Annotated in this window: 18 protein-coding genes; 10 read left to right on the top strand and 8 right to left on the bottom strand. The window is 31.2% G+C overall.

Features of this window, described 5'->3' with window-relative positions:
* Positions 1-4: 4 nt before the first annotated feature.
* On the bottom strand, positions 5-769 hold the full coding sequence (locus ACZ451_RS14345; protein WP_464213572.1) for an MBL fold metallo-hydrolase: 765 nt from the start codon (positions 767-769) through the stop codon (positions 5-7).
* Positions 770-857: 88 nt separating this feature from the next.
* Between ACZ451_RS14345 and ACZ451_RS14340 the strand changes: the two genes are divergently transcribed.
* On the top strand, positions 858-2,324 hold the full coding sequence (locus ACZ451_RS14340) for a TonB-dependent receptor (RefSeq protein WP_464213570.1): 1,467 nt from the start codon (positions 858-860) through the stop codon (positions 2,322-2,324).
* A gap of 86 nt (positions 2,325-2,410) precedes the next feature.
* On the opposite strand, the gene bcp is transcribed toward ACZ451_RS14340, so the two are convergent.
* Complete coding sequence (gene bcp / locus ACZ451_RS14335; protein ID WP_464213568.1) at positions 2,411-2,863, bottom strand: thioredoxin-dependent thiol peroxidase; 453 nt, start codon at positions 2,861-2,863, stop codon at positions 2,411-2,413.
* Positions 2,864-3,000: 137 nt separating this feature from the next.
* On the opposite strand from bcp, the gene ACZ451_RS14330 reads away from it, so the two are divergent.
* A complete protein-coding gene (locus ACZ451_RS14330; RefSeq protein WP_464213566.1) occupies positions 3,001-3,663 on the top strand; it encodes an endonuclease III domain-containing protein in 663 nt (220 codons plus the stop codon).
* A gap of 23 nt (positions 3,664-3,686) precedes the next feature.
* On the opposite strand, the gene ACZ451_RS14325 is transcribed toward ACZ451_RS14330, so the two are convergent.
* Complete coding sequence (locus ACZ451_RS14325; RefSeq protein WP_464213564.1) at positions 3,687-3,830, bottom strand: hypothetical protein; 144 nt, start codon at positions 3,828-3,830, stop codon at positions 3,687-3,689.
* A 70-nt stretch (positions 3,831-3,900) separates the two neighbouring features.
* Positions 3,901-4,482 (bottom strand): RNA polymerase sigma factor, encoded by a 582-nt coding sequence (locus ACZ451_RS14320; protein WP_464213562.1) that lies wholly within the window; start codon positions 4,480-4,482, stop codon positions 3,901-3,903.
* A 256-nt stretch (positions 4,483-4,738) separates the two neighbouring features.
* Between ACZ451_RS14320 and uvrA the strand changes: the two genes are divergently transcribed.
* From uvrA to ACZ451_RS14290, 6 genes are all read left to right on the top strand, one after another.
* On the top strand, positions 4,739-7,519 hold the full coding sequence (uvrA, locus tag ACZ451_RS14315) for an excinuclease ABC subunit UvrA (RefSeq protein ID WP_464213560.1): 2,781 nt from the start codon (positions 4,739-4,741) through the stop codon (positions 7,517-7,519).
* 138 nt (positions 7,520-7,657) lie between these two features.
* Positions 7,658-7,804, top strand: coding sequence for a DUF2256 domain-containing protein (locus tag ACZ451_RS14310; RefSeq protein ID WP_464213558.1), 147 nt, complete (start codon positions 7,658-7,660; stop codon positions 7,802-7,804).
* A gap of 28 nt (positions 7,805-7,832) precedes the next feature.
* Positions 7,833-9,125: a DASH family cryptochrome gene (locus tag ACZ451_RS14305; protein ID WP_464213556.1), complete on the top strand. Its 1,293-nt coding sequence runs from the start codon at positions 7,833-7,835 to the stop codon at positions 9,123-9,125.
* Positions 9,126-9,167: 42 nt separating this feature from the next.
* Positions 9,168-10,700, top strand: a complete 1,533-nt coding sequence (locus ACZ451_RS14300) for a cryptochrome/photolyase family protein (protein WP_464213554.1) — start codon at positions 9,168-9,170, stop codon at positions 10,698-10,700.
* A complete protein-coding gene (locus ACZ451_RS14295) occupies positions 10,690-12,174 on the top strand; it encodes a cryptochrome/deoxyribodipyrimidine photo-lyase family protein (RefSeq protein WP_464213552.1) in 1,485 nt (494 codons plus the stop codon). Before ACZ451_RS14300 ends, ACZ451_RS14295 begins: the two co-directional genes overlap by 11 nt.
* A gap of 164 nt (positions 12,175-12,338) precedes the next feature.
* Positions 12,339-13,619: a hypothetical protein gene (locus ACZ451_RS14290; protein WP_464213550.1), complete on the top strand. Its 1,281-nt coding sequence runs from the start codon at positions 12,339-12,341 to the stop codon at positions 13,617-13,619.
* Positions 13,620-13,806: 187 nt separating this feature from the next.
* Here the strand turns inward: ACZ451_RS14290 and ACZ451_RS14285 are convergent, their stop codons facing one another.
* The 4 genes from ACZ451_RS14285 to ACZ451_RS14270 are packed head-to-tail and all read right to left on the bottom strand — an operon-like array spanning position 13,807 to position 19,299.
* Complete coding sequence (locus ACZ451_RS14285; protein WP_464213548.1) at positions 13,807-15,264, bottom strand: oligosaccharide flippase family protein; 1,458 nt, start codon at positions 15,262-15,264, stop codon at positions 13,807-13,809.
* Positions 15,264-16,535 carry a glycosyltransferase family 4 protein gene (locus tag ACZ451_RS14280; RefSeq protein ID WP_464213546.1) on the bottom strand — a complete coding sequence of 424 codons (1,272 nt, stop codon included), beginning with the start codon at positions 16,533-16,535 and terminating at the stop codon, positions 15,264-15,266. The genes ACZ451_RS14285 and ACZ451_RS14280 overlap by 1 nt, the downstream gene beginning before the upstream one ends.
* The gene (locus tag ACZ451_RS14275; RefSeq protein ID WP_464213544.1) at positions 16,535-18,982 is read right to left on the bottom strand and encodes a YfhO family protein; all 2,448 of its coding nucleotides are present in this window, start codon (positions 18,980-18,982) and stop codon (positions 16,535-16,537) included. Before ACZ451_RS14275 ends, ACZ451_RS14280 begins: the two co-directional genes overlap by 1 nt.
* Before the next feature lie 50 nt (positions 18,983-19,032).
* On the bottom strand, positions 19,033-19,299 hold the full coding sequence (locus ACZ451_RS14270) for a DUF4834 family protein (RefSeq protein ID WP_464213542.1): 267 nt from the start codon (positions 19,297-19,299) through the stop codon (positions 19,033-19,035).
* A 113-nt stretch (positions 19,300-19,412) separates the two neighbouring features.
* On the opposite strand from ACZ451_RS14270, the gene ACZ451_RS14265 reads away from it, so the two are divergent.
* On the top strand, positions 19,413-20,273 hold the full coding sequence (locus ACZ451_RS14265; protein WP_464213540.1) for a transporter: 861 nt from the start codon (positions 19,413-19,415) through the stop codon (positions 20,271-20,273).
* 520 nt (positions 20,274-20,793) lie between these two features.
* Positions 20,794-23,715 carry a transporter gene (locus tag ACZ451_RS14260; RefSeq protein WP_464213538.1) on the top strand — a complete coding sequence of 974 codons (2,922 nt, stop codon included), beginning with the start codon at positions 20,794-20,796 and terminating at the stop codon, positions 23,713-23,715.
* The last annotated feature ends 615 nt before the right edge of the window (positions 23,716-24,330 follow it).

Here is a 24,330-nt window from a genome sequence, read left to right as displayed (position 1 = left end):
AAAGTTATAAGTCTATTGCTAAATTATCATACGCCAAAAATACATTTTCTGGCAATTGTTTTTCTACTTCGTCATGAAAACCTAAAAGAGCACTAATATGGGTAAAATATGCTTTCTCTGGTTTTACTTTAGCTACAAAAGCTAAAGCTTCTTCTAAATTAAAATGAGAATGATGTAATTCAGTCCTAAGCGCATTCACCACTAAAACTTTTACTCCAACAAGCTTCTCCAATTCAGTATCTTCTATTGTTTTAACATCTGTTAAATATGCAAAATCAAAAATTCGATATCCAAAAACTTGTATTCGATTATGCTGAGCATTAATAGGAACTGCTTTAGTATTCCCTACAGTAAAAGATTTATTATTCTCTACTAGATGGATGTCTACAGCTGGGGCGCCAGGATATTTATTTTCTTCCGTAAAAATATAATCAAATCGTCTTTGTAAAGACTCCACTACTCTCTTGTGCGCATAAATATTGATATCACCTTGTCTAAAGAAAAAAGGACGTATATCATCTATACCAGCAGTATGATCTGAGTGCTCGTGTGTAAATAAAATACCGTCTAATTTAGGAATAGGGTTGGTAAGCATTTGTTGTCTAAAATCTGGACCACAATCAATTACAAAGTTATAAGTTTCCCAAGAAATTAATACCGAAACACGTAAACGTTTATCTTTTGGATTTTCGCTTAGGCATACAGGATGATTACTACCAATCACTGGGATTCCTTGAGATGTACCTGTGCCCAAAAACGTTACCTTCAACTGTTTAACTATTTAATTCAAATTTATAACTTATTTGTTAAATAGATACCGCATTACTTATTAACTTTGTGATAAATAAATGAATATCATGGCTTCTGTTTTAAAGAAAAATACTGCATTTGAAAATATTCCTTCAATTAAATCTAAAACATTACGAATAAATTTAAATCCAGATATATACGGTACTTTTTCTGAGATTGGTGCGGGTCAAGAAACTTCTGCTCATTTTTTTAAATCCGGAGGAGCTTCGGGTACTATCGCAAAAGCAATGAGTGCCTATGACAAAGATTTTAGTGATGCTATTTATGGCATAGAAGAAGATGGCAGGTATGTAACGCAATCTCGTCTTAAAAAGATGTTAGATTATGAGGTTAAAAATATGGAAACACGTATTAATACGGAAAACCATCCAGAACGCCTTTTCTTTTCTTATGCTAATACAGTTGCTACTATAGATTTTTCTAAACGTTATAAAGGTCATGGTTGGGTAGGCATTAAATATCAGTTAGAGCCAGATCAAAAAGACTATAACGAAATTATTTTACATGTACGATTTAAGCAAAATGAAGCTCGTTTACAACAAGAAACTTTAGGAATTATTGGCGTAAATTTAATTTATGGTGCATTTTATAAATATGATAGACCTCGTAAAATTTTAAAATACTTATACGATCATATTGATAAAGATACCTTAGAGATTGATATGGTAAACTTTTCGGGTCCCAACTTTAAAGATGTAGATAATAGATTAATGAGTCTGCAACTGATCCGTAACGACATGACGGATGCCGTTATGTTTGGACCAGATGGGAATAACTTACTACCTGCAGCAATCTTATATAAGAAAAACATATTAGCTCTAAGAGGTAGTTTTAGACCTGTTACCAAGGTAAATATGGATATGTTTCAGAAATCGTATGACATTTTTATAAGAGAGCCAAGAGTTATTGAAGATAAGTCTATTGTAATTTTTGAAATTACGCTTTCTAATTTAAAAGCATCTGGAGAAATAGATGAACGAGATTTCTTAGATAGAGCAGAGTTACTATGTTCGTTAGGCCATACCGTGATGATCTCTAAATTTCAAGAATATTATAAATTGGTAGAATACTTTAATAATTATACCAAAGCAAAAATTGGATTAACTATGGGGGTTAATAACCTCGTAGACATTTTTGATGAGCAATATTATAGAGAACTCAGTGGTGGTATTCTAGAAGCCTTTGGTAAATTATTCTTTAAAGATTTAAAAGTGTATTTGTACCCAATGAAAAACGAGCAGACGGGTCAAATAATGACCAGTAATAACGTTAAAGTACATCCGCGAATGAAAGAATTGTATAAATTCTTTAAATACAATAGTAAAGTAATGGATATTATAGATTACGATCCTGAAATTTTACATGTATTTTCTAGAGATGTATTGAAAAAAATACAAAATGGAACCGAAGGCTGGGAAGATGTATTACCAGAAGGTATTGCAGAAATGATAAAAGACAAAAAGTTATTTACTAGAAAAGAAATTACAAACTTAAAAACGAGTAGTAGTTCATAAAATTAAAAAGCACTTTAGTAGTACTAAAGTGCTTTTTAATTTTTCACAAAACGAGTTTGATCCAAGTCTAGTTAGGTATAAATGCCTTATTCTAATAACTGTGCTGCGTGGTCTTTGGTCTTTACCTTATCAATAACTTTTTCTACTACGCCGCTGCCATCAACAATAAAGGTTTTTCTGTGAATCCCATCATATTCTTTTCCCATAAATTTTTTAAGTCCCCAAACACCAAAAGCATTAATTACCGTATGGTCTTCATCTGCTAATAACGGAAAAGGGAATTCGTATTTATTTTTAAAATTTGCTTGTCTTTTTTCAGAATCGGCGCTTACACCAAGCAATTCATAACCTGCAGCTTGTAATTCTTTATAGTTATCTCTTAGATTACATGCCTCAGCAGTACAACCTGGTGTACTTGCTTTAGGATAAAAAAACACCACTAGTTTTTTTCCTGCATAATCAGACAAATGAATTGTATTTCCATCTTGATCTTTTGCAGAAAATGATGGTACCTTATCCCCTATTTTTAATGTATTCATAGCTGTTTTTTAATTAAATTCGTTCTCGTTTATTTTTTACAAAAAATCGAGGCAAGCATTGCAGCGTTTAAATCTCGATTATCGAGTAAAAATACAACAGAACTCATTAGATATACAAGTCATTTAAAACAATTAGCATGACGAAAGCTGAAAAAATTAATTTCGCTATAGAAAAATTACAAGAATTATATCCAACAATTCCTGTTCCGCTAGAACATAAAGACCCCTATACCTTATTAGTTGCGGTATTATTATCAGCACAATGCACTGATGTAAGAGTAAATCAGATTACACCTTTGTTATTTGCAAAAGCAGATAATCCGTTTGATATGGTAAAAATGTCTGTAGAAGAAATTAAAGCAATTATTAGACCTTGCGGGCTTTCACCAATGAAATCTAAAGGAATTCATGGGCTTTCGCATATTTTAATTGATAAATATAATGGTGAAGTGCCTCAAAAAATTGAACTTTTAGAAGAACTGCCTGCAGTAGGACATAAAACAGCAAGTGTTGTTGTTTCTCAGGCATTTGGAATTCCTGCTTTTCCTGTAGATACCCATATACATAGATTGTTATATCGATGGGGGTTTACAAACGGAAAAAATGTAACACAAACAGAAAAAGATGCCAAACGTATTTTCCCTAAAGAATTGTGGAATGATTTACACTTACAAATTATTTGGTACGGAAGAGATTATTCACCGGCAAGAGGTTGGGATCTAGAAAAAGATATTATTACAAAAACCATAGGGAGAAAAACAGTGCTGAATGACTATTATAAAACTAAAAAGAGCCGCTAATTGCGACTCTTTTTTTGTGTTGTTTAATTCAGATTAGACTCAAACTGTAAGCCTTTGTGTTCTACAATATGTAGCGACTTTGAAAAATTCATCAGAAACGAAACTGTTTCTGGGCAAGCTTTAGCTAATCTGCATTTGTTTGGATTCTCAGAGTAAATTTTTTCCATAAGTATAATATTGTTATGTTAAGATAACGCCATTAAAATGGAAATATTGCCCTGTTCGTTCTACGACCTATTAATTCGTTAAAACGATATTATTCTTTTCTATTACTTTTCTAAGATTAATTAATGCATAACGCATTCTTCCTAAGGCTGTATTGATGCTAACACCTGTGTTTTCAGATATTTCTTTAAAACTCATATCCTTATAGATACGCATCATAAGTACTTCTTTCTGATCATCTGGTAATTCTTGAATCAATAAATTTAAATCAGAATCTATTTGATCTTTTATAATTTGCTTTTCAGCATTTAACTTATCATCACCAATTACAGAGAAGATATTAAAATCATCACTACCCTCAAACATTGGCATTCTTTTATTTTTTCTAAAATGATCTATAATCAAGTTGTGTGCTATACGCATCACCCAAGGTAAAAACTTACCTTCTTCACTATAAGATCCTTTACGTAAAGTTTTAATAACTTTAATAAAAGTGTCTTGAAAAATGTCTTCTGTAATGTCTCTATCCATTACTTTAGAATAGATAAAACTAGAAATACGTTGGTTGTGTCTGTTAATCAAAGTTTCAAGAGCACTCTCTTGTCCGTTGATATAATTTTTTACTAATACTGAATCATCAATCTGCAAATCCATACAAATTACTTTTTATGTGGTTAAAATTAGGGGTGCCCCATGTTATTTAAACATGAAAGGACTTTGATGTGTTATAATTTTAAAAAGTAATTTTGTTCCGTATAGGCTTTTTTTGTTTTTGATTACATTCCAAATATAGATAAAATAAAGGCTTATTAAAAAAACATTGTTGTGATTTGCTGTTTTTTAGATGTTAAACTGCTAATTCTAGTTATTAAAAAGAGCATATTGTATCTTTACCTTATTAATTACGAACATGAATAACATTTTAGACGTAAATCCTAAAAAAAATATCATCATAAAAGGTGCCAAACTGCACAATCTTAAGAATATTGATGTAATTATCCCTAGAAATAAGCTTGTAGTGATCACTGGACTCTCTGGATCTGGTAAGTCTAGCTTGGCTTTTGATACCCTATATGCAGAAGGGCAACGTAGGTATGTAGAAAGTTTATCTTCTTATGCTAGGCAATTTTTAGGAAAATTAGATAAACCTAAAGTAGATTATATAAAAGGTATAGCACCAGCAATAGCTATAGAGCAAAAAGTAAATTCTACCAATCCACGTTCTACTGTTGGCACTACTACAGAAATTTATGATTATCTTAAATTATTATATGCCAGAATTGGAAAAACGATTTCTCCTATTTCTGGTAAAGAAGTAAAAAAACATACCGTAACAGATGTTATTGACTATGTTTCTACTTATAAAGAAGGTACAAAGCTTCTTTTATTGGCACCTATAGTCATACCAAAAGATAGAGATGCGCTAAAATCATTACAAATATTTTCGCAACAAGGTTATGCCCGTATCAAATACAAAGGAGAAATACTTCGTATAGATGATAGTATTACGGAAATTGATAAAGAATTTAGCTTAGTAGTAGATCGTATTATTACAAAAGACGACGAGGATTTTAAAAACAGACTGGCAAATGCAATTGATACGGCATTCTTTGAAGGTAAGGGAGAATGTATTATAGAAGAATTAGAAACCAAAAAACAAATACCGTTCAGTAATAAGTTTGAACTGGATAACATGAAGTTCTTAGAACCTAATGTACATCTATTTAGTTTTAATAACCCATATGGGGCTTGCCCCAACTGTGAAGGTTATGGAGATGTAATTGGTATAGATGAAGATTTAGTGATTCCAAATACAGCATTATCGGTATATGAAAATGCTATTTTTCCTTGGAGAGGCGATAGTATGGGCTGGTATAGAGATCAACTTGTGAATAGTGCTTACAAATATGACTTTCCCATACATAAACCTTGGTTTGAACTTACTGAAGACCAAAAACAATTGGTTTGGGACGGAAATGCGCACTTTATAGGAATTCATAAGTTTTTTGAAACCTTAGAAGAAAAAAGTTATAAAATTCAGAACCGCGTAATGCTATCGCGTTACAGAGGAAAAACAAAATGTGTTAGTTGTAAAGGGAAACGCTTAAGAAAAGAAACGGATTATGTAAAAGTAGGCGGAAAATCAATTTCAGATTTAGTAGAACTCTCTATAGAAAACTTAATCACTTTTTTTGATGAAATGAAACTGAATGAGAATGATACTCAAATAGCTTCTCGCCTACTCATTGAAATTAAGAGTAGGTTAGGTTTCCTTAATAAGGTAGGTTTAACCTATTTAAATTTAAATAGAAAATCTAATACCCTATCAGGAGGAGAAAGTCAGCGTATCAATTTAGCCACCTCTTTAGGAAGTAGCTTAGTAGGTTCTATGTATATTTTAGATGAACCAAGCATAGGCTTACATCCAAAAGATACTGAAAACTTAATTGAAGTATTACTTTCCTTACGAGATTTAGGGAATACAGTAATTGTTGTAGAACATGATGAGGATATTATGAAAGCAGCAGATGAAGTTATAGATATAGGTCCTGAGGCAGGAACTTTAGGAGGTAATGTTGTGGCGCATGGTACTTTAACTGAAGTATTAAAATCTACATCCTTAACGGCAAGTTACCTAAATGGTGCACTAGAAATTAAAACTCCCAAGAAACGTAGAGCCTATCAAAATTATATAGATATAAAAGGAGCAAGAGAAAATAACTTAAAGAATATTGATATTACCTTTCCTTTAAATGTGCTAACAGTTGTTACTGGAGTTTCAGGTAGTGGAAAAAGTACTTTGGTTAAAAAACTACTCTATCCTATTATATTAAAAGAAGTTGGTGGTTATGGCGAAAAAGTAGGGCAATTTACAGCAGTATCAGGAAAATATGCTGATGTAAAACATATAGAATATGTAGATCAAAACCCTATTGGACGTTCATCGCGCTCTAATCCCGTTACCTATATTAAAGCCTATGATGACATTCGCAATCTATTTGCATCACAAAAACTAAGTAAACTAAGAGGCTATAAAGCCAAACATTTTTCATTTAATGTAGATGGTGGAAGATGTGAAAAATGCAAAGGAGAAGGTGAGATTACTGTAGAAATGCAATTTATGGCTGATGTTCATTTAGAATGTGATACTTGTAAAGGCAAACGTTTTAAAAAAGAAGTATTAGAGGTAAAGTTTCAAGATATTAATATTGATGACTTGCTTACTATGACCATTGATGAAGCCTTAGGCTTTTTTAAAGAACACAAGCAGCTAAAAATAAGTAACAAACTACAACCCTTACAAGATGTAGGTTTGGGCTATGTAACCTTAGGGCAATCTTCTTCTACCCTATCAGGTGGTGAAGCACAACGAATAAAACTGGCTTCATTTTTAATAAAAGGAGCCACAAAAGACAAAGCCTTATTCATTTTTGATGAACCCACTACTGGTTTACATTTTCATGATATTCAAAAATTATTAAAATCTTTTAATGCATTAATAGAAAAAGGACACTCTATAGTTGTCATAGAACATAATATAGATCTTATTAAATGTGCTGATTATATCATAGATTTAGGACTAGAAGGAGGAGATAAAGGTGGACAGTTAATAGCACAAGGCACACCGGAAGAAATTATAAAAAATAAGAAATCGCATACCGCAAAATATTTAAAAGAGAAACTCGTATAGTTTCGTTATTTTTTGATGTTCTAAATAGTCAGCATGTATTAGGAAAGCATATCTAAGCTACTGCTTTTTATACCTTAAATATCTTATTAAGTTTGATATGTGCTATTTTGTTTAACAATTTTGTATTTTTGTTAAACAATGAAGAAAAAGCAGCTTCCTCAAAAAATTTGTCGTACTTGTAATTTGCCCTTTTCTTGGAGAAAGAAATGGGCAAAGGTTTGGGATGAAGTAAAATATTGCAGTGAACGTTGTAGAAGGAATAAAATATCAAAGAAAATTATTTAACCTTAATCTATAAACTAGCAAAAGTTATATGAATGGACTTATTTGGTTTAGAAATGACTTACGTATACTAGACAATGAAGCTGTAGCCCAAGCCACAAAAAATTGTAGTACTGTAATAGGAGTGTATTGTTTTGATCCTAAACATTATGCACTAAATGAATATGGTTTTAAAAAAACAGAACAGTTTAGAGCAAAGTTTTTAATTGAGAGTATACAAGAACTCCGTGAGAATTTATCCAAATATGATATTCCTCTTTTTGTATATATAGATACTTCAGAAAATAGGATTCCGCATTTAATATCTACCTATAATATCACTCATCTCTTTAGCCAAAAAGAGTGGACTAGTGAAGAGCTAAATACCCAAAATAGTGTCCAGAAATTACTTTCAGCTGATATTATTTGGGAAACACATTACGATCAATTTTTATATCATCCAGAAGATATTCCTATTAAAATTGAAAGCATTCCACCAGTATTTACTGGATTTCGGAAAAAAGTAGAAAAATATGCTTCCGTCAGGCCTTTAGCAACCATAAACAAGCAATTTTATCAAGAAGCAATAGAAAACAAAACTAAAATTCCTTCTTTACAAGACTTAGGCTTTAAAGATTTTGAACAACCCACACATACTGCTTTCCCCTATAAAGGAGGTGAAAATTCAGGATTAAAAAGAGTACAGCAATACATTTGGGAGTCTCAAAAAATAGCTTTTTATAAAAAAACACGTAACGGACTTTTAGGAACCGACTACAGTTCTAAATTTTCTGCATGGCTAGCTAATGGTAGTATTTCTGCTAAAACTATTTATAATGAAATTAAAAAGTTTGAAAGAGAAATCACAAAAAACGATTCTACCTACTGGCTTATTTTTGAATTGATTTGGAGAGATTTTTTCAAATACATCTCCTTAAAACATCATAATGCCATTTTTAAAATTGACGGGATCTTAAATACTGATTACCAATGGTCTACTAATACAGATGACATAAACAAATGGATCAATGGGGAAACTGGAAAAGCTTTTGTAGATTCCAATATGATTGAATTACAGCAGACTGGTTGGATGAGTAATAGAGGAAGGCAAAATGTAGCTTCTTATTTTGCTAAAGAATTAGAAATAGATTGGCGCATTGGTGCGTCTTATTTTGAAGCTATGCTTATCGATTATGATGTACATAGTAATTATGGCAATTGGATGTATGTTTCTGGTGTTGGCAATGATCCTAGAAATCGGAAATTTAATGTGGATTTACAGGCAGAACGCTATGACCCACAGGGAAAATACCAACGCTTATGGCTACAGCCAAAATTGCTTTAATCAAATATTTAGTGTAAAGCTTAAATTAAAAACTACTGACAAATGAAATTACGATTAATTCTTGGTGATCAATTAAACCATAAACACTCTTGGTATACTGAAATAGAACCCAATACCATTTACTTTATGGCAGAAATGCGTCAGGAAACAGATTATGTAGTACATCATGTTCAAAAAGTAATTGCTTTTTTCTCAGCTATGAGAAGTTTTTCAGAAACTCTACAAGAAAAAGGACATCTAGTAATTTATTACACCTTAGATGATCCGCAAAACACACAATCTTTAACTGATAATCTTAACAAATTAATCGAAAAAAATCATATAACAACTTTTGAATATCAGTTACCAGATGAATACCGCTTAGACCAGCAATTAAAAGAATTTTGTACAACCATATCAATTAAACATCGGGTATTTGATACTGAACATTTTTTAACAAACAGAACTGATCTAAAGAAATTTTTTGAGGGTAAAAAGCAATACACCATGGAGTATTTTTATCGTTATATGCGGAAACGCTATGATATCATGATGGAAAATGATAAAAACCCAGAAGGAGGAAAATGGAATTTTGATCATAACAATAGAAACAAATGGAAAGGAGAACACCTTATTCCCTTAAAAAAAGATAGTATTAAAAATGTTGAAGAACTACTAAGCTTAATTAAAAATAAAGGTGTAAAAACAATAGGTACTATAGATCCGAAAAATTTTGACTGGCCTACTACAAGAACAGAATGCTTATCTGTATTAGCACACTTCTGTGAGCATTTACTCATCCATTTTGGCACCTACCAAGATGCCATGCATTCTAATGAATACTTTTTATTTCATAGTAACCTTTCTTTTGCAATGAACTCTAAATTACTTCATCCCTTAGAAGTGGTACAAGCTGTAATTTTACATTGGCGAGAAAATAAAAATGAAATAGATATTAGCCAAGTAGAAGGATTTGTAAGGCAAATTATTGGCTGGCGCGAATATATGCGTGGAATGTACTGGGCAAAAATGCCAAATTATAAAACTCTAAATACCCTAGAAAACACCAATCTTCTCCCCGACTTTTATTGGACAGGTAAAACAAAAATGAATTGTTTGCAGAAATGTATCACGCAAAGTTTAGAGACTGCTTATGCACACCATATTCAACGTTTAATGGTTACTGGTAATTATGCTTTGCTAACTCAAACTCATCCAGACCAAGTAGACCAATGGTATTTAGGCATTTATACAGACGCTTTAGAATGGGTACAACTCACTAATACCCGAGGTATGAGCCAATATGCGGATGGTGGCTTGGTAGCTACCAAACCCTATGTTTCTAGTGGTAGTTATATCAATAAAATGAGTGATTACTGTAAAGGTTGTCATTACAAAGTAGCAAAAAAATCAACAGAAGATGCATGCCCCTTTAATTCTTTATACTGGAATTTTTTAGATGATAAGCGTAAAATGCTACAAGGAAATCAGCGTATGAGTATGATGTATAGAATGCTAGACAAAATGGATAATGAACAACTTGTAGCACATAAAATAAGAGCCAAACATATTATAGAAAACCCAGATGCGTACTAAACCACCTATAAATATAGTATGGTTAAAACGCGATTTAAGGTTGTTAGACCATGAACCCTTATCTAAAGCTGTAGCAAATGGTTTACCAATACTCTTTTTATACTGTTTTGAACCTTCTTTACTAGCCGATCCGCATTATAGCAAACGTCATTGGGATTTTGTAAAAGAATCCATTCAAAATATAAATGAAGAGTTGGCAACAATCCAAACTAGAGTCTTTGCCATTAATGATGAAGTTATTTCTACACTAAGTCGTTTACAACAATACTATACCATTAAAAAGCTATACTCACATCAAGAAACGGGTATTAGAATCACCTATGATAGAGATAAAGCCGTATCGCAATTTTGTGCAAAAAATAATATAATATGGGATGAAAGTATAAATAATGGAATTGAGCGAGGTTTAAAAAATAGAAAAGATTGGAGTGAAAAATGGCTTCAATTTATGTATCAACCAAAATTTGATATCGATTTAAAAGCAACATATTTTATTTCGCTTTCTAAATTAGAAGAAATTTCACATCATTTTAAAATAAGTGATTTAAATACCTCAAAAGAAAGCTTATTCCAAAAAGGAGGTACAGATACGGGGATTCGATATTTACATTCATTCTTAAAAAATGGTAGATTCAAAAATTATAATGCACACATTTCTAAACCTTTATTAGCACGAAAAAGCTGTAGCAGACTATCTCCCTACATAGCATGGGGTTGTTTATCCGTGAGGCAGGTATGGCAACATACTAAAGGCTTTAGAATACATGCTTCTCATAAAAGATGTATCGATAGTTTTACATCTCGGTTGCGATGGCAAGCCCATTTTATTCAAAAGTTTGAAATGGAAGACCGCATGGAATTTGAAAGTATTAACAGAGGATTTCACAAACTACAAAAAAGTATTTCAGAAGAATATCACAATGCATGGGTACAAGGAAAAACAGGAGTTCCCATAGTAGACGCATGTATGCGTTGTTTACATGCTACTGGTTATTTAAATTTTAGAATGCGTGCTTTAGTCGTTTCATTTTATACACATAATTTATGGCAACCTTGGCAAAATGCGTCTCAGCATCTGGCACAACAATTCTTAGATTTTGAACCCGGTATTCATTTTCCACAATTACAAATGCAAGCAGGAGAAACAGGTATTAATTTATTACGAATCTATAATCCAATTAAAAATAGTAAAGAACATGACCCTGAGGGCGAATTTATAAAAAAATGGATTCCAGAATTAAAAAATATACCAAGTAGTTATATTCATCAACCACATGTAATGCCAGTTTTAGAACAACAATTTTTAGGGTTTCATCTAAACGAGAATTATCCAATACCAATAGTTGATGTAAACTTTACTCGTAAAAGGGCCAGTGATCTAATGTGGGGCTTTAAAGATGATCCAGAAGTTAATAATGAAGCTTGGAAAATAGTAAAAAAACACACCTTATCTGATAGAAATAATTTTGACTAAAACGAGTTATTACACAATTACACTAGTATTAATAATGACTCATAAATGTTTAAATTGTTGAAATTCAGTTATTTAATAATTTTATTAAATTCTTGGCACGCTGTTTGGTGTATACTAATCGAATGTAAATAGTTGCATTCGGAAATTCTTTAAAACCTTATATTATGAAGAATATTATACTACTTTTTACAGCAATACTTTTTAGTACATCAAGTATGTTAGCTGCTACGACAGAAGATAAGGTTGCAACACGCAATGCTTATAATTATGGAGACTCATTTATTTTTAATGAGAATGGCATTACGTTTTCAGTTTATCCGGATGGTGAGTTCGATTTTTATATTGACAATAGAGTTGGTGTAAATGCAAATGTAAATATTGGACGTACAAATATTACATTTAATTCTGGATACAATTACGATGCTTATGTACAGTATGATGATTATGGAGCAGTAATACAAGTAGAAAACGTTCCAGTATACTATGATAATTATGGTAGAGTTAACCATATTGGAGGTGTAGAAGTATATTACACAGGAAATAGAGTTTGTAGAGTTGGTGGTTTATATGTATACTATAATAATAGAGGGATATATAGTCATCACAGAGGATACATCAACAGATATAACAGACGTTTTGTATACAGACCTTATTATTCTTATTTCTCTAGACCAGCTTCAAATTTCTGTCTAGTTTATAACAGACCATACAGAAGATATTATAACCCTGTACGATATACCTTTTATAACCCATACAGATATAATACGAGAAGAACTTATGCTAGAATAGGGAGAGATCACAGATATAATAATGTACGTAATGATAGAAGAAATATCTATAGAAATGATAAAAGAGTAACCAGAAGAAATGATGGATATAGAAGTAATAGAAATACCTATAGATCTAATACCAATTACAGAGGTAATAGAAATACGTCAAGAGCAAATAATGGATACAGATATAATAATGATAGAATAGCCTCTAGAAGTAATACCAATAGATCTGCAAATATAAACAGAGGACAAAGAGGTAATGCTACCAGATCTAATGCAAACAGAGCTACATCTAGAAGTACTACGAATAGATCTGCAAATGTAAACAGAGGGCAAAGAGGTAATGCTACCAGATCTAATGCAAACAGAACTACATCTAGAAGTACTACGAATAGATCTGCAAATGTAAACAGAGGGCAAAGAGGTAATGCTACCAGATCTAATGCAAACAGAGTTACATCTAGAAGTACTGCTCCTAGAAATAATGCAAATAGAAGTAGTAGAAGTACTTCTTCTAATAGAAGAGCGGTAGCTAGTACAAACAGAAGCTCTAATAGAAGTAGCGCACAGACAAGAAGTAGAAGCAACAGAAGTTCATCTTCTAGAGCTACAACTTCAAGAAATACAAGAAGTTCATCTTCTACATACAGAAGTGGACGTAGAAGTAATTAAGATAGTTTTTAGATTAGTAAATTAGTTGTTGAACTCCGTAGTATATTTGTATACTGCGGAGTTTTTTACTCGATAATCGAGATTAAAAATGCTCCAACGCTTGCATCGAAATTAAAGTGATTTTTTTCTCTTAATACCTCTTGGGCTGCCCCGAGTTTATTTACTTTAACCATATTATTCTTGGGTTTTATTTTTTCTTAAACACCTTAGAAATTATATTAGAAACATCTTCAGAAATTTTAAAACGATACAAGCCCCATATATATAGAATTGTTAAAAAAATGCTTTTTATTATAATATTTACAATTGGATGAAAAGGCGTTTTTAAAATATAAAAAGCAATTCCTAATAGTAAAAGCAAAGCGAGAACTTGCAAAATCTCACTAGTAAAAGGTAAGATTCCAAATCGGATTTTCACGAATATAATTTTTATGGTATTGTATAAACTAATCGCTAAAAATGAAGCATATGCTGCGCCTTCTAAACCATATTTAGGAATCAACCAAATATTAAACAAAATAGTACAAACAGCTAAAATAACCCCCATGACTAACAACGCCTTATAATAGTCAGAATTGTATAAAATGGCATTACTATTCCCTAAAAGTGCATCGTAAACTTTTACCAAACCAATACAAAAAACAACAGTAAAGCCGTAACTATATTTTTCTGGTAGTAATACATACAAATCACTTAAATTTAAAATAATAAGTATATAAATAAGTCCTGACACTATAAATAGCGTTAATGCACTTTTTTGGTATAGTGCTTTCAACCCATTAATATCATTCTTATTCAATAATTCTGCAGTTAAGGGATAGGTAATTTGGTGCATCGCTCTAGAAGGAACAGATACCACAGTTGCAATAAATATAGCCACACTATAATAGGCAACATTATTAATTTTAATAAACTGATTGAGCATCACTTTATCTATTTCTAACAATACTGTAGCTATAGAACCACCTATAATAATTAATACACTATAATTTAGAATAGATTTTATATTTTTTGGAAAGTTAAACTGAAGTTTAGGTAATCTTAATGTATATGCATAAATTTTCATAATTAGAGTTCTTAAAAGATACACCCCAACCAATAATTTTAAAAAAAGCGCAACATCTATGATTTCTAAATAAATTAAAATTAAAAGGATCAATACACCTACCCTACTAAATACTTCTTTCATGAAATTCCCAAAAACAGATTTCATATGCACTTTAGACCAAGCATAGAATACCTCAAAATAGGCCATTGCCATTCCAATTAAAAAGATATACCAAACATAATCTTTTACCAAAGCATTTTCTTGAGCTAAAAAATTACCAATAAGATCATACGAAAAATAGGATAATAAAGCTATAGGCAGTATTAATAGTAAGGGTAATAACAACATCAGTGAAAAAAAACCATCAGCATCTTTACTCTTTTTAAAAGTAGCATAGTATTTAATAAGCGTATTAGGTACTCCAAAAGCTAAAATTGGCATTAATACAGCTGCTGCAGATAATATAACCCCAACTAAACCATAGTATTGGTCTGTTAAAAAACGTGTATATAAAAACAACGTATTTATAGCCCCAAATCCAAAACCGATATAGGTAATAATTGTATTGGCTAAAGATTGTTTTAATACAATGCCCATTAGAGTTCAGCTGCTAATTTTCTAGTAAGTTCTCTTCTACTATATTGTTCAATATGTTCAGAAGCTACCTTTAATTGTTGCTCTTGATATTGTTCAAACCAATTTAAAAGTACGTTTTTTAACTGGAAATGATTGGAATAATCAAATATAGCTCCAGTTTTTGTAGCAGCAACCATATCTGCAACCTCCCAACCTTCTGGACCTATGCCAATAATAGGACGTTTTGCTGCCATATATTCAAATAGTTTCCCGGGTATAATTCCTTTGGTTTCTTCAGCATCAATCTCCGCTAAAAGTAAAATCTGTGATTTTTGCTGATACTTAATAGCATCATTATGAGATACATAACCTAATAAATGAATATAGTCTTTTAAGCCACTTTCTTCTATCGATTGTAATACATCATCACTTAAAACACCAATAAATTGCATGGCTAAACTATTTTTAAAAGCAGTATTTTCGGCTATAAGCTCTGCTAAAACCTTCCATAAATTCTTTGGGTTTCTACCCGTTAACATAGACCCAATATGCGATATAGTAAACTTAGTATCTAAAGTATTATTTTCAGATAAAGCGGTATCATAACCATTCGTTATTACGGTTATGGGTTGTTTTGTAAGCTGTTTAAACTCGTTTTTAGTAGTTTGGCTTGTTACAATAACTTTATCAGCAGCATTTAATACCATATGCTCTAATTCTTTATGCTTATCTTTTGAAAGCGCTGTAAGTTTTAATTTTTTATGATAGCCAATTGAAGTCCATGGATCACGAAAATCAGCTATCCATTTTACATTTTTAAATTCTTTTAAGTAATAGCCAATAAGATGTACACTATGTGGAGGACCAGTAGTGATAATAGTAGTAATAGCTTCCTTTTCTAATATATCATATAAAAATTTAATAGAAGGTTTTACCCAATATTTACGTGCATCTGGAATAAAAAAATTACCTCTAACCCAAAGCATTGTTTTCTCTAAAAAAGATTGGTTTTTAGATGGGATGATTCCTGAACTAATCTGTTTGGTTTTTTTCCGAGATAAGACACTTGCTAAACGGTATGGCTCAAAAATACGGTGCTTATAGATCGTAATATCATCAGGAATTTCACTCACAAAAGTATCGTCAACTAAAGGGTACTGAGGGTTCTCTGGAATATAAACTACGGGTTCAATACCAAAATCGCTAAGGTATTTTACAAACTTAAGCCATCTTTGTACGCCTGGACCACCAGCTGGAGGCCAATAATACGTAATGATAAGCACTTTTTGCATTAGGCAATGTCCTTTTTCTTATCCTTTTTTCGTGAGCTCCAAAATTGGAAACCTAATCCTCCAAAAACTAAAAGAACTAAGCTAAGAGAACTAGCGATACTAATTTTACTCCCTTTTTCGATCACTTCTGGTTCAAACTTAAATTCTATTTGATGTTCCCCTTTTGGAATTTCTAAAGCGCGTAGAGCATAATTCACATTAAAATGTGCAGTTTCTTTACCATCAATATAAGCATTCCAGCCATTGGCATAATACATTTCGGAAAAAACAGCTAGTCCCGTTTTTTCAGTTGAAGAAGCATAGCTAATGTAATTTGGTAAATATTTAGTGACTGCTATAGTTGCTGTTGAATCTTTAGGATACACAAACCGTTCTATGTCAGTAAATTTATTGGTATTAACAATGGCGGTTTTTTTTGTATCTAAATCTACTAAGGCCTGTATTTCTTCATTCGCAGAAGAAACTTTATTTAATTTTTCTATAAACCAAGCATTCCCATTAGCATCTGGGTTTACAGCTATTGCCTTTTTACCTTCTTGATCTTGTTGTAATACATATTTAATATTTAACATATTAAATACCGAAAGATTATTGTTATACACATGAAACTCAAAAAGATCTTGAAGTTTTGCAGGCTTGGCGGCATGATAGCCTCCAACAGATTTATGGAAATAAGATGTTCTGGCCCCATTTAAACCCTCTGCGGTATCAAAAACTCTATAAATAGAAGTATCTTCTTTTAGTTGTTTATCATACGCCATTTCTTGAAAAGGTTGCAACATTTGGCGTTTGCGTACAAAATCTTCTTTTGTTACATATCTTAAATCTATGCCTACTAGATCTATGAGCAATAAAATTGCCATTGCTAAGGCAAAAATATTCTTATTAATTTTTTCTTTGATAAAGAACCATAAAGCAGCTGCGGCTAACAATACAAATAATAGCGATCGTAACGTATCACTAGTATACACAGCTTCTCTATCTAATTTAATTAGGGTTAATAATTCTTTACCATAGTATTTTTCTAAGGTTGCATCATTACCTCCCTCAAAATAAAACATCCCTTTTACTAACAATAAAAGAATACCTAAACCTGCAGTAATAAAAAAGCTATACTTTAAGGCGTTTAATTTTTGTACTTTAGAAATTTCATTCTTAAACAATACAGACAAGCCTAAAATAGCCAGAATTGGTGCACAGAGTTCTAAAATAACTTGAATGGAAGATACTGCCCTAAATTTATTATACATGGGGAAATAATCGATCATAAAATTAGTGAGCCCCTCAAAATTCTTACCCCAGGACAAAAGAAGCGACAAGATTACTCCTCCTAAAAGCCACCATTTTGCTTTTCCTTTCACCAGGAATAATCCTAAAATAAACAAGAAAAAGATTATCGCTCCTATATATGCTGGTGCTGCAACTCCTGGCTGATCTCCCCAATACAATTGCATACCACTACTAAATTCTAAAGCTTTAGATCTTGGAAGTCCTTTCTCTATTAAAAAATCATAAGTTTTAGAATTTTTCCCTAAATCTTCGCTATTCGATCCTCCAAAAAGTCTAGGAACAAATAAATTTAAAGACTCTGTAATTCCATAGCTATAATGCGTAATATATGCTTTATCCAGACCATTTGTACTTTCTTTTGGAGAACCATCTGGCTTTATGGTAAGTTCACTTTTACCTCTTGTACTCCAATCTGCATACTCTTTTGTGGCCAATAAGCTAGTAGCATTAGTTGCAACCCCTATAATTACTGCTACCAATAAAATGAGTATCGAGATAAAAAAGTGTTTTAATTGCTTTTTAAGTATCGCATCTACTAAATAAACAATTCCCAAAATTAGAACCAATAGCATAAAATAATAGGTCATTTGGTAATGGTTTGCTGCCACTTCTAGACCCATCGCAATTGCGGTTAAGAAAAAACCACCTAAATATTTTTTCCGAAATACAAGTACAATACCACCAAGTAGCATTGGTAAATAAGCTAAAGCATGCGCTTTTGCATTGTGTCCTACTCCCAAAATAATAATAAGATAAGTTGAAAATCCAAAAGCAAATGCGCCCAAAACGGCAAGTCTATAATCTACTTTAAGGCAGCATAATAAAATATAAAAACCCAAGAGGTATAAAAATAAATAATCGGCTGGTCTAGGTAAAAACCGAATTGCTAAATCTAACTGTTTAATGTAATTATGTGGATAACGTGCACCTAATTGATAGGTTGGCATACCTGCAAAAGCACTATTCGTCCAATAAGGTTCCTCTCCTGTTTTTTTCTTAAAATCGGCCTGTTCTTTAGACATACCTCTATATTGAGCAATATCTGATTGAAAGATAACTTTACCTTCTAATACAGGACTGAAATAAATTACAGCAGTTAAAACAAAAAGAGAAAGAACAAAAAAGTGTGTAAAAAAAGCTTTAGCAGTACTTTTCATTGTACGTATTTAGTAGTTTTTAAATGGTTGTCATCTAATAAAAGCCTAAGTTAATCTATTTCTTCAAAATCTATATACTCCCCTACTTTTTTAGAAGGATTACTTTTCTTAGTTGTATTTTTATAGATGGTACTACTCCCCTCTTTATGTGTCTGTTGCGATTGCGTTTGACCTGTAAAACCCTCAAATTTTTCTCTGAAATGCTTTTCTGCTTTTCTACCAGCATAATTTAGCAATTTTGGCATAAACAGTTTAATCAGTATTTTAAATAAATAATATACTAATATGATAAATAAAATCGTTTTAAGAAAAGTCATGGTTTAACTATTTAAATATCAAAAATACAATTATAAGCGTTTATCTATAAGGTAAAAATCTTAAAATTATAATAAAACCAGTGGTTTTATAGTATTTTTGGCAAATTTCTTATATGAAAAACGTTCTTAACATTGTACTACTGTTTTCCACAATTTATGTACATGCACAATATACAGATGTAATTAATTCTAATAGACCTGGATTAGCTGTAAGTGCTTTTGCTGTTGGTACAAATGTATTACAGGGAGAATTTGGGATTAGTTATGAGCAGCAAAAACACAATTTATTAAATACCGATGCCCAGCTATGGAATACAGATATTGTTTTACGGTATGGATTAGTTTTTGAAGAGTTAGAGCTTATTTATGAGGGCTCTTACCAAAAAGAAGAAATCACTTTTACTACTTCTGAAAATATGATCAACTTAAACGGTTTTTCTAGAAATAGAATAGGCGCAAAATACCTCATATTTGATCCATTTAAAAATCAGGAAAATAACGAGCCCAATGTTCGCAGTTGGAAAGCAAATCATTCATTTAAGTGGGAAGATTTAATTCCAGCTGTTTCGGTTTATGCTGGTGCTAATTTTAATTTAGGAAACAATCCTTTTTATCCAGAAGACCCAACTTTTTCGCCTAGAGTGATGCTTGCAACTCAAAGTAAAGTAACGCCTAGATCAGTATTTATTACCAATATTGCATATGATAGAGCGGGTACCGAAGATCCAGAGTTAAGTTATATAATATCTTATTCACAAGCATTAAAAAATCCTAAATGGAGTATTTTTATAGAGCATCAGGGTATACAAAGCGATCGGTATTCAGATATTCTTTTCAGAACAGGTATTGCGCATTTATTCACTAAAAAACTACAGGTAGATCTTAATTTTGGAGGGAGCACCAAAAATACACCTACGCGATTATTTGTTAGCTCTGGAATCTCCTATAGAATAGACCAACATCAGGTAGAATAATTTTCAAATTTCAAAAGTTAAAAACCTAAGAATAAATTAACCAAGTTAATTTTTCTACTTTCAAGAAACCTTATCTACAACGATTAGTTTTCTTTAAGTGGGTGATAACTTCAATTCAAACATAGGTTAGCTTCAGTTATCAACTTAAAATTAGCACATAAAATAGTAACTCGCTTTAGTCACTGTAACGAGCACTTTTTCTTTTAAAAATTATAAATAAAAAACAAGCTAAAACACTGTTTGTTAATTTATTAATCTGCTTTATTATACAACGAATTGCATAAAAATATGGGATGGTATTTAATACTATTTTTCCGCTTCAAAGCCAAATACTACAAATAATGTACGTTTTCGCCTTTATTTTAAGAAAATAGTATACTAAGAGCATGCATAAAATCGTTTAAAGTAAAGCCAAATTATATCAGTATCAAAAATAGAATTACAAGATTATAATCAATAGTGCAAAATCTAAAAATTATAATGAAATCTAGATTTCATTATTCCATTTGAAAATAATTAAATGAAAAATGTATTTTGTATTATTGTTTTATTGTGCACATGCCTAATGTCTGCACAATATACCGATGTTATAAACTCTAACAGACCCGGAGCGTCTGCTGGAGCATATGCTGTTGGTAAAAACGTTATACAAGGAGAATTTGCATTTGGTTATGAACAACAAGAGCATTCTTTATTATCTACAGCATCTAATATTTGGAATACGCAATTAGCATTACGTTATGGTTTTTTGTTCGAAGAATTAGAACTTATCTACGAAGCCTCTTACAAAACAGAAAATAGAGATTTTACACTTACACAAGAAAACATCAAATTAAAGAATTTCTCTAGAAATAGAATTGGAGCAAAATATTTAGTTTACGATCCATTTAAAAAAGAAGAAAATAATAAGCCAGATTTATATAGTTGGCGCGCCAATCACAGGTTTCATTTAAGAAACCTTCTTCCGGCGGTATCTGTTTACGCAGGTGCAAATTTTAATTTGGGTGATAACCCTTTCTTAGCAGGTGATCCAATTGTTTCTCCAAGAGTTATGGTAGCTACACAAAGTAAAATGTCTCCAAGAGTAGTTTTTATTTCTAATATTGCTTATGATAAAATTGGCACAGACAACCCAGAGTTAAGCTATATTATTTCCTTAACACATGCATTTAGAAATCCAAGATGGAGTGTATTTATAGAGCAGCAAAGTATAAAAAGTGACCGGTATTCAGATATACTTTATCGATCTGGTATCGCATATTTATTTACAAAAAAACTTCAGGTTGATGTTAATTTTGGCGGTAGTTTTAAAGATACCCCTTCTCGCTTATACGCAAACACAGGAATATCTTATCGAATAGATAAGCATAAAGATCAACTTATCGCTGTTGATAGCTTAGACGGTGGAAAAGTGAAGAAGGGAACAATGAAAAAGAAAGCTAAGGAAAATAGAAAAAAGAGAAAGAAGAATAAAAAATTAAAAGAAAATGAAGAAGAAGAAGAAGAAGAAGAAGAAGAAGAAGAAGAAGTTATCCAAAATGAATATGATTATGATCTAGAAGATACTTTAAAGAATGAGAAAGACAATGAGAATGATTTAGAAAACGAAACTAAAAATACTGATAAGAAGGCCACAGATAAAAAGAAAGAAAAAAATCTTAAAAAAGAGCTTAAAAAACAGCTCAGAAATAATAAACCGCAACGTAAAGTAGCTCGGAATATAAATGGTAAAAAGAAAAAAACAAAGAAAAACATACCTCAGAAAAACAGAAAAATAAATGCCAAATTGCTTAAGGCGAAAGAAAAGAATGCTAAAAAGAGAGAAACGAATAAGCAAAAAGCAGAAAAAAGAATCGTAAAGAAAAAAGCCACTAAGCTGAAAAAAGCTGAAAAAGTTAATACAAAAAATAGAAAGGCAGCACTTAAGGTTGATAAAAGAAAACAATCTAATAAAGCTAAAGCTGAGAAGAAAACACAAAAGAAACTAAAAGCTGCTCAGAAAAAAGTAGATCAAAAGAATAAGAGAAAAACAAAAATTCAAAAACGAAAAGAGAAAAGCGCAACAGCCAGTCAAAAGAAGTTTGTTAAAAAACAAAAGCAGCTAGAAAAAAATAAAAATAAGATAGCTAAAAGAAAAAATAAGTCAGCTTTACAAGTTGAAAAACGGATTGCTAAAAAGAAAAAGGCAACACAAAAAGCTGCTAATAAAATTGCTAAGAAAAAAGAAAAAGCAGCAAATCAAACAGAAAAAAGAAATGCAGCAAGAAATAGAAAAATAGAAAAAGTTAAAGCAAAGAAGCAAAAAAATAGTGATCGTTTAAACAAGAAAAAAGAAGTTAGGAAACAAAAAGCACGGAAAAAGAAAATAAAATTTGGCGAAAATAAAAACAAAAAAATAGCTAAAGCTAAACAGAAAAAGCAAAAAGCTGCAGAAAAAAAGATTAAAAAAGGAAATACATTAAAACAAAAGAATGAAAAAAGAAAAGTAAAGAATAGTACAGCAAAAAAGAGAAAAGCAGAAAAAAGAATTGCTAAAAGTAAAAATGCAAAGGAAAAGTTAGCTAAAAAGAAAGCTAACCGTAAAAACAAAAATCAAAATAAAAAGCTTAAAAGTATTGAGTCTAGTAAAAGAAAGGCCGAGAAAAATAGTGCTAAAAAGAAGCAACTTAAAAATAAGCTAAAAAACAAAAAAGAAAAGCAGGTACAAAAAAATAAAACTAAAAAAGAAAAAGAAAGCGCTACTAAAAAGAAGAAAAAGGAAAAAACAAAAGCGCAGAAAGCGAAAACAGTTGCTAAAAAAATCCAAAAGAAAACAACAGAAAAGCAAAAAAGGTTTGATAAAAAGAAAAAAGCAATTGAAAAAAGAATTCAAAAAAATGAAACACAAAAACAAAAGGATGATAACAGGAAAATAAAAAATAAAGAAGCTAAAAACCGTAAGAAAGAAAAAAGAATTGCTAAAAATAAGGCTACTAGAGAAAAGTTAGATAGAAAGAAAGCTGAACGTAAAAGAAAGAACGAAAATAAAAAGCTTAAGAATATTGAAGCTAGTAAGAGAAAATTAGCTAAAAACACAGCACGCAAAGTAAATACTAAAAACAAAACAGCTAAGAAAAAAGAAAGTCAAATTCAGAAAAATAAAAACAAAAAAGAAAAGGAAAAAAATGCGAAGCAAAAAAGAAAAGAAAAATTAAGAGATCAGAAAAAGAAAACTACTGATAAAAAACTTAAAAAGAAAGCAGCAGATAGCGAGAAGAAATATAATAGAATTCAAAAAAGTAAAGAAGCAAAACAGAAAAAAGCAGAAAAAATAAGAGCTCAAAAGAGAAAAGCTGCGGAAAAAAGAACACAAGAAAAAATAAAACAGAAAAAGAAAATTGCTGATAGAAAGCTAAAAAATTATAATGAAAGACAACGAAAAGCGAAAAAGAAAAAAAATTGATGGAAAAGTTTAATTGCTTCGCTAGTTCATGAGTTTATGAAAAAGTTTAATCGCTTCGCTAGTTTATGAGTTTATCAATTTATTTTAAGTATTGTCCCCTTGAGGGGACTTTAGGGGTGTAAAGGCTTAGTTCATTAGTTCATGCGACCAGCTGTTTATAATTTTATGGATAAAGCAAAATAAGTTATGAGTTTATCAATTTATTTTAGGTATTGTCCCCTTGGGGGGACTTTAGGGGTGTAAACGCTAAGCTTATTAGTTTATGCCACCAGCTGTTTATAATTTTATGGATAAAGCAAAATAAGTTATGAGTTTATCAGTTTATTTATAAGTATTGTCCCCTTGAGGGGACTTTAGGGGTGTAAACGCTAAGCTTATTAGTTTATGCCACCAGCTGTTTATGATTTTATGGATAAAGCAAAATAAGTTTACGAGTTTATCCGCTATGCGTTAGTTTAAACCTTTATTTAAACGTATTCTCCTCTTGATTGGACTTTAGAGGATAATACAAAATAAAAGTTTGTAGGCTCTCGTTACTCTATGGTTATAGGATTTCATGTAATAAAGGTAGTATCCAATAAACCATATAAACTTTTAAACCTATAAACTCATAAA

It is taken from the genome of Allocellulophaga tsushimaensis (genome assembly GCF_055383085.1).
This window is presented reverse-complemented; position numbering and strand designations above follow the sequence as displayed.

Bases quoted from the DNA above. Each gene is read 5' to 3' on its own strand.
- ACZ451_RS14340 (WP_464213570.1), top strand. From the start codon at position 858: ATGGCTTCTGTTTTAAAGAAAAATACTGCATTTGAAAATATTCCTTCA.
- bcp (WP_464213568.1), bottom strand. From the start codon at position 2,863: ATGAATACATTAAAAATAGGGGATAAGGTACCATCATTTTCTGCAAAA.
- ACZ451_RS14330 (WP_464213566.1), top strand. From the start codon at position 3,001: ATGACGAAAGCTGAAAAAATTAATTTCGCTATAGAAAAATTACAAGAA.
- ACZ451_RS14325 (WP_464213564.1), bottom strand. From the start codon at position 3,830: ATGGAAAAAATTTACTCTGAGAATCCAAACAAATGCAGATTAGCTAAA.
- ACZ451_RS14320 (WP_464213562.1), bottom strand. From the start codon at position 4,482: ATGGATTTGCAGATTGATGATTCAGTATTAGTAAAAAATTATATCAAC.
- uvrA (WP_464213560.1), top strand. From the start codon at position 4,739: ATGAATAACATTTTAGACGTAAATCCTAAAAAAAATATCATCATAAAA.
- ACZ451_RS14310 (WP_464213558.1), top strand. From the start codon at position 7,658: ATGAAGAAAAAGCAGCTTCCTCAAAAAATTTGTCGTACTTGTAATTTG.
- ACZ451_RS14305 (WP_464213556.1), top strand. From the start codon at position 7,833: ATGAATGGACTTATTTGGTTTAGAAATGACTTACGTATACTAGACAAT.
- ACZ451_RS14300 (WP_464213554.1), top strand. From the start codon at position 9,168: ATGAAATTACGATTAATTCTTGGTGATCAATTAAACCATAAACACTCT.
- ACZ451_RS14295 (WP_464213552.1), top strand. From the start codon at position 10,690: ATGCGTACTAAACCACCTATAAATATAGTATGGTTAAAACGCGATTTA.
- ACZ451_RS14290 (WP_464213550.1), top strand. From the start codon at position 12,339: ATGAAGAATATTATACTACTTTTTACAGCAATACTTTTTAGTACATCA.
- ACZ451_RS14285 (WP_464213548.1), bottom strand. From the start codon at position 15,264: ATGGGCATTGTATTAAAACAATCTTTAGCCAATACAATTATTACCTAT.
- ACZ451_RS14280 (WP_464213546.1), bottom strand. From the start codon at position 16,535: ATGCAAAAAGTGCTTATCATTACGTATTATTGGCCTCCAGCTGGTGGT.
- ACZ451_RS14275 (WP_464213544.1), bottom strand. From the start codon at position 18,982: ATGAAAAGTACTGCTAAAGCTTTTTTTACACACTTTTTTGTTCTTTCT.
- ACZ451_RS14270 (WP_464213542.1), bottom strand. From the start codon at position 19,299: ATGACTTTTCTTAAAACGATTTTATTTATCATATTAGTATATTATTTA.
- ACZ451_RS14265 (WP_464213540.1), top strand. From the start codon at position 19,413: ATGAAAAACGTTCTTAACATTGTACTACTGTTTTCCACAATTTATGTA.
- ACZ451_RS14260 (WP_464213538.1), top strand. From the start codon at position 20,794: ATGAAAAATGTATTTTGTATTATTGTTTTATTGTGCACATGCCTAATG.